This is a genomic window from Spirosoma montaniterrae, assembly GCF_001988955.1.
GTDB classification, from domain to species: domain Bacteria; phylum Bacteroidota; class Bacteroidia; order Cytophagales; family Spirosomataceae; genus Spirosoma; species Spirosoma montaniterrae.
Map to the genome: position 1 here is coordinate 2,411,238 of NZ_CP014263.1, position 12,494 is coordinate 2,423,731.

At 52.6% G+C, this 12,494-nt stretch carries 12 protein-coding genes; 3 read left to right on the top strand and 9 right to left on the bottom strand.

The window, feature by feature from the left end:
* The first annotated feature begins 86 nt into the window (after nucleotides 1-86).
* Nucleotides 87-1,433: a transposase gene (locus AWR27_RS10525; protein ID WP_077130382.1), complete on the top strand. Its 1,347-nt coding sequence runs from the start codon at nucleotides 87-89 to the stop codon at nucleotides 1,431-1,433.
* Between the two features lie 11 nt (nucleotides 1,434-1,444).
* Here the strand turns inward: AWR27_RS10525 and AWR27_RS10530 are convergent, their stop codons facing one another.
* The 5 genes from AWR27_RS10530 to AWR27_RS10550 form a co-directional block, all read right to left on the bottom strand.
* On the bottom strand, nucleotides 1,445-2,785 hold the full coding sequence (locus AWR27_RS10530) for a Gfo/Idh/MocA family protein (protein ID WP_077131139.1): 1,341 nt from the start codon (nucleotides 2,783-2,785) through the stop codon (nucleotides 1,445-1,447).
* A gap of 42 nt (nucleotides 2,786-2,827) precedes the next feature.
* Complete coding sequence (locus AWR27_RS10535) at nucleotides 2,828-3,559, bottom strand: 3-keto-disaccharide hydrolase (protein WP_077131140.1); 732 nt, start codon at nucleotides 3,557-3,559, stop codon at nucleotides 2,828-2,830.
* Between the two features lie 27 nt (nucleotides 3,560-3,586).
* A complete protein-coding gene (locus AWR27_RS10540) occupies nucleotides 3,587-4,510 on the bottom strand; it encodes a sugar phosphate isomerase/epimerase family protein (RefSeq protein ID WP_077131141.1) in 924 nt (307 codons plus the stop codon).
* Nucleotides 4,511-4,612: 102 nt separating this feature from the next.
* Entirely contained in the window at nucleotides 4,613-5,425 is an 813-nt protein-coding gene (locus tag AWR27_RS10545) for a FecR family protein (protein ID WP_077131142.1), read from the bottom strand.
* 167 nt (nucleotides 5,426-5,592) lie between these two features.
* A complete protein-coding gene (locus tag AWR27_RS10550) occupies nucleotides 5,593-6,252 on the bottom strand; it encodes an acetoacetate decarboxylase family protein (RefSeq protein WP_077131143.1) in 660 nt (219 codons plus the stop codon).
* A gap of 151 nt (nucleotides 6,253-6,403) precedes the next feature.
* Between AWR27_RS10550 and AWR27_RS10555 the strand changes: the two genes are divergently transcribed.
* Complete coding sequence (locus AWR27_RS10555) at nucleotides 6,404-7,132, top strand: cytochrome P450 (RefSeq protein WP_232326031.1); 729 nt, start codon at nucleotides 6,404-6,406, stop codon at nucleotides 7,130-7,132.
* A gap of 33 nt (nucleotides 7,133-7,165) precedes the next feature.
* On the opposite strand, the gene AWR27_RS10560 is transcribed toward AWR27_RS10555, so the two are convergent.
* From AWR27_RS10560 to AWR27_RS10570, 3 genes are all read right to left on the bottom strand, one after another.
* Nucleotides 7,166-8,224, bottom strand: a complete 1,059-nt coding sequence (locus AWR27_RS10560; protein ID WP_077131145.1) for a HaeII family restriction endonuclease — start codon at nucleotides 8,222-8,224, stop codon at nucleotides 7,166-7,168.
* On the bottom strand, nucleotides 8,221-9,186 hold the full coding sequence (dcm, locus tag AWR27_RS10565; RefSeq protein WP_077131146.1) for a DNA cytosine methyltransferase: 966 nt from the start codon (nucleotides 9,184-9,186) through the stop codon (nucleotides 8,221-8,223). The genes AWR27_RS10560 and dcm overlap by 4 nt, the downstream gene beginning before the upstream one ends.
* Before the next feature lie 79 nt (nucleotides 9,187-9,265).
* Entirely contained in the window at nucleotides 9,266-10,219 is a 954-nt protein-coding gene (locus AWR27_RS10570; protein ID WP_077131147.1) for an alpha/beta fold hydrolase, read from the bottom strand.
* A gap of 71 nt (nucleotides 10,220-10,290) precedes the next feature.
* Here AWR27_RS10570 and AWR27_RS10575 point away from each other — a divergent pair, with 71 nt between their 5' ends.
* On the top strand, nucleotides 10,291-11,982 hold the full coding sequence (locus AWR27_RS10575) for an AMP-binding protein (protein ID WP_077131148.1): 1,692 nt from the start codon (nucleotides 10,291-10,293) through the stop codon (nucleotides 11,980-11,982).
* Here AWR27_RS10575 and msrB read toward each other — a convergent pair.
* The gene (gene msrB / locus AWR27_RS10580; RefSeq protein WP_077133920.1) at nucleotides 11,966-12,484 is read right to left on the bottom strand and encodes a peptide-methionine (R)-S-oxide reductase MsrB; all 519 of its coding nucleotides are present in this window, start codon (nucleotides 12,482-12,484) and stop codon (nucleotides 11,966-11,968) included. The two genes, AWR27_RS10575 and msrB, sit on opposite strands and share 17 nt — an antisense overlap.
* Nucleotides 12,485-12,494: the final 10 nt, after the last annotated feature.

The following is a 12,494-nucleotide window of genomic DNA, read 5'->3' on the forward strand; positions in this document are numbered from 1 at the left end:
AATTTTAGGGACACTCTGAAAAAAGAACCTCCTTTCTTAGCTTTGAGCATCACCACAACGCCAAAGCCAGAAAGGAGGTCTTTTTTATGGCAACGCCATGCACACAAAATAACAATACGACGCGCGTAAAGTCAACCGCGAATGACTTTCTACAAGCCCGAATACAGCACTATCTCCAACCCATTCAAGACCAGCTACTCCAGCAAATCGACAAGCGACTCGTAGCTACCTTTGCGACCTTGTTTAGCAGCATTCTGCTCTTTCGTAACACGAAGATGGGACTGCTACTGAGTGAGTTAGGAGGCTATATCGCTGGGCATGCCCACGCCCCGGCAGGTACCAAACGCCTAAGCAACCTCTTACGATGCGCCTATTGGGACGCTGCTGTTATCGAGGAGTTTTTCTGGGCCAAGACCCAACGACGCATTGCCCAACTGGCGACTATGGGCAAACGGCCTTTGCTGGTGTGGGATGATAGTCGCATCGAGAAGCCAGAAAGTTGGTTTGTCGAAGGACTTTGTTCAGTCGAAAGTAGCAAGGGGAAACGACTCACCAAGATCAAGAAAGGCTTCTACAAGCCCCCTTCAGCCCGCATCTGCGTGCCGGGCTTTCACTGGACGGGTGTATTACTGGCCGCGCTGGGCGAAACACCCAGTGTGTGCCAGATGAGTTGGTGGACGACGCGGGGCAAGCATAAAGAGGTGGGTACCAACATCATGTTCCGTCTGCTTAGGCAGTTACAGGCCCATCTGCCAGCTTCCGTGCTGCATGTGCTGGATCGGGGCTATGCCAGTAGCTGGACGATTGAGTGGATGAGCCACTTCAAACAGGACTTTCTGGTGCGCTGGAAAAAGAATCACCTACTGACTCACGGCGAAAAAGGCACCAAACAGACCCATCTGCTGGCCCGTAGTTGTGCGCCCCAGAGCCGTAAGCTCCTGCGCGACAAGGAACGTAAGATTACCAAACAGGTCAGTGTGGGTTGGCTGGCCGTTCGTCATGCGGAGCATGAGCTATTGCCTTTATGGTTGCTGGTGGTCCGGGATCGCAGGCATCAGCAACCGCCCATGTACCTGCTCACATCCGTACCCGTCCGGGATGTGCATCAGGCTTGGCTACTGGTACACAGTTACATGCACCGTTGGCAGATTGAACAGGCTTTTCGAGCGGGCAAGGCCGAGTTCGGCCTGGAGTCGCCCCGGCTGTGGTTCTGGGAGAACCGGCTAAAGCTGTTGGGCATAGTCAGTTTAGTGTATGACTTTCTGTTATCGCTGTTACGCCACTGGCCGGATTGGATACCCCTATTTTTGAAACGGTGGGTACCCCGAACAGGCAATCGGCACCGATGCTCGTCGGTGCCGATTTACAGACTGCGGTTAGCCATCTCAAACGCTTTAATGGTGGCCTTCGCCCTCACTCAAAATTCGGGATGACTCATGTTTGATTAACTCACAACCACATCCTGCTTCGTACCGTCCCATGTTACGCGTTTGCCGGTGTGCTGAGCCATTGTCGCCATAATGTTGGCAACTGAGTGGTTGAAACCGGCGCGGGCGGGTGCGTTGGGTTCCTGACGGCTCCGAACACACTCCATCCAGTTACGCATGTGCAGCGAGGTCATCGGGTCGGAGCCGGTGTTGGCACTGGTTTCCATCTTTCCCATTGACTTTAACTCGGTGTCGGCCAGCAGATTCGGCTTCATACCCATCTCTTTGGCAGCCCACTCTTTCAGCCCGCCTTCCGACGTAATCTTATTGGTATCGAGGTTAATCATGCCACCATTCGAGTAGTAGTACTCTTTGGTGCCGCCCGCTTCATTGTGCATCCGGCTCGAATAAAGCACCTGAAACCCTTTGGCTTTGTCATTGTCAGGACCGTAGTCGAATACCGCCGTGAACGTGTCGGGGTTAACCCGGCCATCTTTCCAGACGTATACGCCCCCGTTGGCAACTACCGAACGCGGATGTTCTAACCCGCTGAACCAGTGTACGGTATCAATCTGGTGCGACATCCACTGCCCCGGTATTCCTGACGAATACGGATAAAACAGCCGATATTCCAGATACTTGCGCGGGTCCCATTCTACTTTCGGGCGGTTGAGCAGGTAGCGATTCCAGTCGGTGTCTTCTTTCCGAATTTCGGCCACTAACTTGGGCCGACGCCACCGACCCGGCTGGTTAACGTTCCACGTCATTTCAACCATGCTGATATCGCCAAACTTACCCGACCGGATAAATTCATTGGCCGCGTGGTAATTCGGTGCCGACCGACGCTGCGAACCAACCTGCACAATTTTCTTTGACTTCTCTACGGCTTTCAGGGCCTTACGAGCGTCTTCGAGCGATTCGGCGAATGGTTTTTCAACGTACACGTCGCGGCCCGATTCAACGGCATCGACGCAGTGTAGCGCGTGCTGAAAATCGGCGGTGCTGATAATTACGGCGTCAATGTCTTTGCGTTCGAGCAGTTCGTCGTTGTTGCGAGCCTTGAAAAAGTTGCTGTCGTTCCAGCCTTTGCCTTTCAAAAACGCATCGGCCTCATCGCGACGACGGCTCCAGATGTCTGACACGCCTACAAACGCAAAGTTCATGTCTTTGGCGTGGTTCATAAACGACGGAGCCAGCGACTGCCGGAACCGGTCCGAAAACCCGATAATGCCCACCCGAACGCGCTCGTTGGCACCCACAATACGGGCGTAGCTGCTGGCCGAAAAGCTCATGCCCGGCACGGCCATGCCCAAACCGGCAAGCGCAGATTTTTTAATAAACTCACGACGATTTTCCATGTTGGGAATGTTCTTTTGCCTGAAAAGCAATTGGTTAGAAAATTATAACGTTCTGATTTTCATATTCCTGTAGTACACCCGGTTGCCGTGGTCCTGTAAAAGAATGTGACCTTTGGGAGCTTCCCCAAACCGACCGTGTGCATTATAATCGGGTGCGCTGTATTTGCTCATGGCAACCAGTTCACGAAACTTTTCGCTGCCGCGCTCGTAGTCTACTACTTTCTTGCCGTTGAGCCAGTGTTCAACGTGTGTTCCTTTGGAGATGATACGGCCCGTGTTCCACTCTCCGATAGCGTTGGCCTGCTTGCCCGTGGCCGGAATCAGGTCGTATAGCGAACCGACCGTGCGATTTCCATCACGTCCTTTTTTGGCATCGGGGTGTTTGTCGTCGTCCAGCACCTGAAATTCCAGCCCAAACGCCGACCCCGCCGGTTTCGGCTGATGCTCGACCACAAAATATTTAAGGCCACTATTGGCTCCTTCAGTCAATTTAAAATCAAACGTTATCTCAAAATCAGCATACTCGCCAGTCGTGACAATGTCGCCAAAGCTTTGCGATTCTGAGCCATCAGATTGTTGAATCGTGAGCATACCATCCTGCACCGACCAGCCGCGTTCGGGAAATTTATCGGCATAGGCTCCGCGCCAGCCATTGGTCGTTTTACCATCGAACAGCAGTTTCCAGCCTGCCCGTTTTTCTTTATCGGTCAGCGTGTTTGGCGTCGGGGGTGTATCAACTACAACCAGAAAGAACAAGAACAGGAAAATAGGCATAAGCAAACAGTGTACTATTTACCTCTGTTACAGAAGATGTTTTAGTGTCTTGGTGATGTAATCTTTATTGATTTGCGCGCATTGAGCGGGCGTTTTGTCTTTCTCCGGCACGCCGTCTAATTCAATTACGCCCCAACCGGCAAACCCAATGTCGTCCAACGCGTTAAATACCGCCGGAACATTTACATTACCCCGACCCAGTTCTACGAATCGGTATGCTTTCGGGTCGTTAGGCTTGTCGGGCAGGGGCGACATCGTGTCTTTCAGGTGCAACGCATATAACATGTCTTTGTACTGCCGCACAGCATTTTCGGGCAAGCCGCCCCCCTGCCGGTAATGGGCAATATCGAGCAGCAATTTGCAATACTTGGGGTTCATGGCCTGCACAATCACATCGACTTCTTCGGGCGTTTCGCCAAGCTGATTCATGTGGTTGTGGTAGGCGGCCTGTATGCCCATGTCGGCAGTTTGCCTGCCAATTTCGTTCATCACAGCCGCCAGCCGTTTCAGTTCGTCGGTGGTAGGAGGCCGGTCTTTGGGTCGCACGCTGTTGGTCAACTGAATGGCCGACCCGCCTAATGCTTTTACAAAACTGGCATGGGCCACGTGCATGTCGATGGTACTCTGCTCTTTAGCCGGGTCGATTTCAACATTGCCACTCGAAAACATCGCCAGTTTAAGTTTGTGCTGATCGAGCAGTGCTTTCAGTTCCGACGGTTTGGCTTTGTATGGCCCGAAGGTGTTGGCCCGAAGTTGAATGCCCCGGTAGCCCAGAGCGGCCAGGTCGGCAATGGCCTGCGCGTCGTTGCCGCCCCAGGTAATAGCTGAGTAGGCAATCTGGAGTCCTGATTTTTTGGTTAATCCGGCCCAGCCATCGACACCGGCTGCAAGAGCCAGCGCCGACAGGCCGGTGGTTCGGAGAAACTGTCGTCGGTTTACAGTCTCGTTCATAGAAAAGAAGGGGAGGAATAATCAGTATAAGCCGCTGGCTTACTGATAAATAAGGTTTGCAATGATGTTGAGTTGTACATATAAGCCCGTCGTTTTCGGTTTCTACTTACGCTTGCTGGCGGTAGGTAACTCAAACCGCTGCACCAAACCGGCCATCACCTCTACCGAGTCGCCGGGTTCGAGCCGGATGGGTTTGTGTTGTTTCAACAACAGATTTGCCTGACCTGATTTCAGGCAGACGTGCGTACATTCCGGGCGTTGCCGCACCCGAAAGGCTGTACCAACGGCTTCAATAGTAAGGTCGGGCGTATGCACGCGAAACAGCCGAGCCGATGCTGTGTCGTTGCGATGTTTTACGGAGAAGTCGGCGGTGCCTTCGAGCCACACGGCTCTCGGCGTTTCGTCGCCCCACTGCCGGGCGTAGCGCATTGAACTGTTGCCGTAGAGTGTCACCTGCGAATTGTCGGGTAATCGCAGGTTGCGGGTTTGGCCCGTGGCCGTGCTAACGGTTCGCACCGATTGGTCGGGTCCAAATTGCATCCAGAACGCCCAGCCAATGAGTGAAACAACCCCTACCGTAGCCGCTACGGTTCGCAGGAAGTACCACCAGCCAATAAACCGGCGCAGGTCAGGCTGAAGTGGGCGGATGTCTTCCAGCCCCTGTAACGATTCGCGAATACGCCCCCACACGGTCGATGACTCATGCAAAGAAAGGTCTGTTACCGTCGATTGGGAAGCTGTTAGAATCAGTTGGCGGGCCAGATCGACCGTTTCGGCACGACCGGGATTGTTATGAAGCCACATTTGCCAGTACGCCGATACCTCTTCATCGTCAGGATGCTGAATCCATCGGACAAACAGGTCGTCGAGGGCTAATTCCTCGACCGAGTAGTTCGCGTAGGGCTTTTGGGGCACGGTTTAGGTGTGTTGGAATCTCAGCGTCAAAAACCCGAAAACAACGGGTTCTACTTATTCTACCGGTAGTCACATAAGCCAATAACAATGGTTTTTTGGGCTGCATACGCATCGATTATGCCTTTTCAGCCGTTTATGTCCACATTTTCAGCCATGTAGAATGTTAGTCAGCGGGCTTCCGGCACTGGAAACGTCATCCGAAAATTTTCGACCGACAACACCGCCAACGGTTTGATCTGGCTCAAATCCGGAAAAAATCGTATGTCGGTTTCTACTCCCGACAGTGTCGATAGCCGGGCCGCACCCGACGCCGATGGTCGCGTTAGCAACAGGCCCGGCGGCTCATAACCGGGCCGGTCGAGCCGCTCCTGCATGACCCGGAAGCCGGGCATCAGTTTGGTGGTAATCGGAAAACGTGGCCCCCAGGGTTTGGCCCGCAGGCTCAAAAACGACTGTCCGTTCTGGCTCACCGTTATGGAGCGGCTCCCGTCGGCATTAGTCTCGAACGAAAAATCGGCAAATTCTTTCGGAATGCCCCAGTTCTGGCGTCCGTTCCAGACGCTGTCTTCGCTCGACACGTAGATTTTTGAGATCGAAAAGCTGGTGGTATCGCCAAACCGGAACAGGCCGGGAATAAACAGCAGTTCGCGATACGGCCCCACCGCCGAGGTTTTATAGTCGACCAGCATAACCGTTCCGATCCAGCCCCGGTAAGCGGTCTGCTGATATGGAGCCAGAAACCCCTGCGCCCGCACAAACGGTTCAGGAAAATGCGCGATCAGAATCAGGCCATCGCCGGTTAGAGTCCAGGGTGGAGGAGCAATCATTTTCAGTAAACAGATAGCCGTTAGTAGGCAGTAAAGACGGGTATTGGCGCGGATTACTATAACCGAGGGGTGGGCAGACGGGTTATGTGTATGTCAACGTTAGTCAGGCATGATGAGAATAGGGTTCGTTTGTTGGATAGTTTTGGCATGGATGTCAATCGGCAGACCGGTTTGGGCGCAACAGACCGCCCGGCTTATGGTTTCGCCCGACTCTACTCCGGCCCAACGCCCTACCTCACTGACATTTTCGGCCCAGACCGACCAGCGATTTTTCTATTTTAACGACACCCGCAACAGCGACGACAGACGTGTACCCGTTAATGTTTGGGGTGTTCAGGCCGGTTTTCTATTTCCGCTGAAACGTCCCCGCCCCGGCCTCACCAACGGACGACCGGTGGGTTTTCGGGCGGGCGTCGGTTTTTTCTTCACCAACCAAACCATCGATCAGCCCGGTCTGCTGCCCAACACGTCGGAGTCGATTACGCGCCGATTACGTTATGCCACGCTGAATTATGAGCCGTTTGTGTTCCGCCACAAAACGTTTGAAGTGAGTTTGCCGCTCGAAATTGGCTACGGCTGGTCGCGCTACGAACACACGCACGAACGCCCCAACGAACCCGAACTGGCGAAGGGCCATTTCATTCCGGCGGGCGTGGGCGTCGGGCTGTCGTATATGTTTCCGCATCCGCGCTGGTTTCGGCCTTTGCGCTGGTTTGGCGTCAATTTTCTGGCGGGCCATCGCTTCACGCTCAAACGCGACATTCCGGCCAGCCAGATCAATTACAACGGCTGGTACATGTCAGTAGGCCCGGCGTTTTTTCTGGAAAACTTCACCGCCGATTACAAACGCTGGCGGCAGAAACGGAAGAAGAAGGAGTGAGGGTAATTACCAGAAATCTGCCTACACGAGTGCTTAAACCCAAGCGTCGTCTGTTAGCAGGTTGTAATTCCGCCCTTCATAAAACTGTGTAAACTCAGCGTTATTTGACGCCGGAAACTCGGCTATTATCTGTTCTTTGAGCGTCAGTAACATCTTGTCACCGATTTCCTGACCAAATTTGCCCCTCAATGCTCGTTCGTACCAGATTTCAAGATCATTTTCGGTAATGATACTTTGAATACGGGCTTTCCATCCTATCTGATTGAGAAGCGACACAATCAACGCTTTCTCTCCTGCTTTGCATACAATTACAATACGGTCCGCCGTGACAGAACCCACAATATTTTCTGCCAACTCAGGGGTCAATGACAAGTGTTTTATTTGTATTGCCATTCCAAAGTTGGCATACATATCAAGGCCACGGTCAGCCGCATTTGTAACGCCAACCCGGTAGATTCGGGCAGGAGTGTGCAACAGCCTGTTGTCTGATGACAAACCAACAACCATTTTAGTGAAGTCTTCAAACTCCGCCAAAACATCAGCTTTCTCCTCGTTGATGCTAATAGTTACCGACACTTCCAACGCTTCGACAAGAACCGAAAAAAGAGAATAAACAACCACTTCGTAAATTTTGTCGATGCTTCGCCGTAAGCCGGGGTTGTGCCAAAACAGATTGATAAACTCGAGTATGCTGAATGTACCGCGATCATTTTCGTCGCTGTATTGCAAAGCAGATGACATTTGCGAAAAGCGGTCTGTAAAACGCCGATAAATATACGCTTCGACAATCCCCCCTTTAGCTGCGTTTTCCGCGCCTAAAACAGACAAAACGTGGGGTGGGATGGCATTTTCGTTAAAAATATCATCCTGATAACGGGCTGATGAGGTACTACTGCGGCCTACAAATCTGTTTGTAATCGCATCGCGCCATGCTTTCGACCCATTACGATAACTATTGAGGTTTTGTAGATCGATGTCTTTATGTACCCTATCGCGATGTAGTATTTCTGCTATCTGAATCGGTTTGTACAAATGAACGCGACTTTTTTTGATTAGACTGTCAAGCGCGGCTTTGGCTTCTGCGATGTTCATGCGTCGATTACCTCCAATAAGTTTAGCTGTTTATATTGGGCAGTCCGTTTTTTCAGTTTCCTATTCTTAATAGCTGCCATCATTTGACCGGCTACCGCTTCCATAACCGGAACGGCTACGCTATTTCCGGTCAGCTTTCTCATTGCCTGATAACCGACGACAATTTTAAACGTCTCTGGAAACCCCTGCAATCGTAGCATTTCCCTTGATGTAAGGCGCCTTTTTCCATTCACAAGCAAGTAATTGTATGATGCTCCTGCACGCAACGCACACGAGTACGGCAAAGCCGATATGTTACCTCCTTTGTTTTCATGCCAAATAGATGGCGTTATGAACGTTTTTCTTACTTTCTCGAATCGACTATTTGCTATTTTTTCAGACGCAAAGTAGGAGGTATCTACAGTTTCATCCGGCTCCAAAACAGACGAAAGCGGCTTGTAATACCCTAATGGCTTAGGGAATGTAAACTCTAAATCGTCTTTAAATCCGACAATGATAGTACGTTCTCGTTTCTGTGGAACGCCAAAATCAAGAGCGTTCAAGACTTTGATATGTACAAAATACCCAAGTTCTTCTAATTTCTCTTTTATTACGGTCAGCGTCCGGCCTTTGTCGTGTGATTGTAACTGTTTAACATTTTCCAGCATGAAAGCGTATGGCTTCTTGACACGTAAAATTTCCTCAATGTTAAAAAATAACGTACCCCTTGTGTCAGCAAAACCAAGCGATTTTCCAATAATGCTAAACGGCTGGCAGGGAAATCCACCGAGCAAAATGTCATGATCTGGTATTTCGTCAGGAGCAATTTTGGTAATGTCTCCGTGCGGTAAATGACCGTAGTTGGCTTCATACATTTTCTGCGCGTCGCTGTCCCACTCTGACGTAAAAACACAGTCGCAACCATGAGCCTCAAATCCTAACCTTATTCCGCCAATACCTGCGAACAGATCAATAATTCTCATCTGAATAACCCTAAAACGTTACTTGATCTCATGGCATGTTCTACGTCATGAAGCAGTAAATATAAACCTAAATAAGTAGTTATCGGAGAATCTTCAAAAACGCCCGCACAATCCGGGCCGATTCGTGGGGGCGTTCTTCCATCGGGACGTGGCCCGCGTTGGGCATGATGACGAGCGTGTCGTTGGGCAGGTCGCGCTGAAAGCGGTAGGCGTTTTGAACTGGAATTAACCGGTCCTGCTGCCCCCAGAGAATGAGCGTCGGTTGCCGGATTTGGCCGATGCGCTGCCAGGCCGAATCGGGCGGGGCGGTCATCCGGCTCACAAACGCCCGCCGATTGCCCGTTCGCAGGGCCATGTCCATGTATTGATCGACTAACTGGGGCGTCACGCGGCTGTCGTCGGCATACACGTTTTTCAGGCTTTGTTCAACAATTGAGCGGGGCGTCAGAAACGCAATGAATCGGTTTATGACCGGAATGCGGGCCAGCTGAAACGCCAGCGGTACACTTTTTGACACTGCCGGATAGCCACCCGCATCGACCAGTACCAACCGCCGAACCCGGCCAGGGTGGGCCAGCGCGAACCGCCACGCCACGGCCCCACCCAGTGAATTGCCACCGAGGTCGCACTGCCGAACGCCGGTTTTATCTAAAAATTCGGTCAGAAACCGCACGTAATAATCGCCCGAATAGCTGTTGGTGGCGTTCGGACCGGTCAGGCCATGGGCGGGCAGATCGAGCCGGATCATGCGCCGGTCAGTGCCGAGATCACGCACCCAACCATCCCACGTGAGCAAGCTGGCACCCGTGCCGTGCAGCAACACCAGTGGCACCGAATCGCGGGCGGGCGTTCCTTCGGCGCGGTAATGAACCGATAAGCCATCGACCGTAACGAAGCGGGAAGCCGCGTTGGCGTATTTTGCTTTTAGTTCATTAACTGGAATGTCGCGCCGGTAAAACGCCACCGTTCCAACCACAATCAGAATAACTATACTTGTTAGTAGAATCTGTCCAAGTCTGATGAGTAGATTCATACTACTTTTCTAATTTTCAGTTTAACTATTTCGTTAGCAATTTATAAAATTCGTTTAAAACCAAGTGCGTCATGGAAACGGTCGTTCGTCAGCAGTCGGGCGTAAAAACGCTCGTTGAGTCCTTTTATCAGTGGGAGCAGCAGCGGCCCACGAACGTTTACCTGCGCCAGCCGGTCGGCGACAGTTATATTGACTTCACCTGGGGCGAAGTAGGTCAGCAGGCCCGCCGATTAGCCACCTACATCAACTCGCTCGGCCTGCCGCCCCACAGCAACATCGGGCTGATTTCTAAAAACTGCGCCCACTGGATCATTGCCGACATTGCCATTCTCATTAGCGGCCACGTGTCGGTGCCGTTTTATCCCACTCTTACCGCCGATCAACTACGACAGGTTCTCGACCATAGCGGATGCCAGGTGCTGTTCGTGGGTAAAATCGACAACTGGGAGGCTGTTAAACCGGGCGTTCCCGATGGCGTTCAGGGCATTGCGTTTCCCGATTATCGCCCCAACTCGTCGGCCCCTGATCCCGACTGTAGACAGTGGGACGATATTATGGCAACCTACGAGCCGCAAACCGAAAGCCCCCTCCCCGACCCCGACGACCTGTACACAATCATTTATACTTCCGGCACTACGGGCAATCCGAAGGGCGTAATGATGGATTATGCCTCCATGCGTAACGCCATTGCCGGCACCAAATCCCGCCTGCATCACGACCTGCCCGAAACGCGCTTTTTCTCGTACCTGCCGCTTTGCCACGTAGCCGAACGTAATATTGTGGAAGCCACCAGTTTAGCTACGGGCGGCACCGTTTATTTTACCGAATCGCTCGATACGTTCGCCAAAAATCTGCAAGCCGCCCGGCCTACGCATTTTCTGGCCGTACCGCGCATCTGGACCAAGTTGCAGCAGGGCGTTCTGGCGAAGCTGCCCCAGGAAAAATTAGACCGGCTACTAAAAATACCCATCATATCGGGCCTGGTCAAGAAGAAAATCCGCAAGGGCCTGGGTTTGAACGACGCCAGACTGATTTTGACCGGAGCCGCCCCCATGCCCGCATCGCTGATTCGGTGGTTCCGGCGTATTGGCATTACCATTCAGGAAGCCTACGGCATGACCGAAAACACCGGAGCCGTGTCGATGATGCCGTCCGATCAGATCAAGGATGGCACGGTAGGCAAACTCTACGACGGTGTAGAGGTAAAAATCGACCCAAAAACAGGCGAAGTGTCGACCCGCTGCGGCTGGCTCATGCGGGGCTACTACCGCGAACCCGCCCTTACCGACGCCGTGCTGAAAGACGGTTGGTTAGCCACCGGCGACGTGGGCGAACTCGACAGCGAAGGTTACCTGCGCATCACTGGCCGGGTGAAAGAAATGTACAAAAGCCCCAAAGGCGAGTTTATTGCGCCCGCACAAATCGAATTCGGTTTCGCCGACAATACTTACATCGAGCAGATTTGCGTAGGCGGTCAGCACCTTCCCCAGCCTGTTGCGCTGGTTGTACTGTCCGAGACAGGCCGCACGACCGACCGGCAGCTTGTGAGCCAAAGCTTGGAGCAAACACTGCGCCACCTGAACCCTAAACTGCACACCTACGAACACGTCAAAAAAGTGGTTGTGGTGAAAGAAACCTGGACGGTAGACAACAACCTGATGACGCCGACTATGAAGATTAAACGGAATGTAATCGAAGCTCGCTACGAGCCAAAAATGGAGCCGTGGTTTCAGCAGCCCGAAGCCGTTATCTGGGAGGAGTAGCTGGCACAAACGCCATTGCTACGCCATTCATGCAGTACCGCAGGCCGGTTGGGTCGGGACCGTCGCTGAAAACATGCCCGAGGTGCGCGTCGCAGACCGAACAGCGCACTTCGGTACGGTTGCCATCGGGTTCGGTATAAACGGCATTGGGTACAACAGGGTCGTAGAAACTCGGCCAGCCTGTGCCGGATTCAAACTTGGTTTTGCTGGAAAACAATGGATTACGACATCCGGCGCAAACGAACGTGCCGGGGCGATGTTCGTGATTGAGCGGGCTGCTGTTGGGCCATTCGGTGCTGCGTTCGCGCATAACCCGATACTGCGCCCAGGTGAGTTGACTCCGCCACGCAACATCGGTTTTTTCGACGCGCCGGTTGCCGGGCGAGGTGGTGCCGGGCGGTCGGCGGTGGGGCGGACGCGATGTGCCGAAATAGATACCGTACAGCCAAATTCCCCCACATAACAGCAATGCAGCCAGCAGAAAAACGGCAGTTGGCTTCATCATTGACATC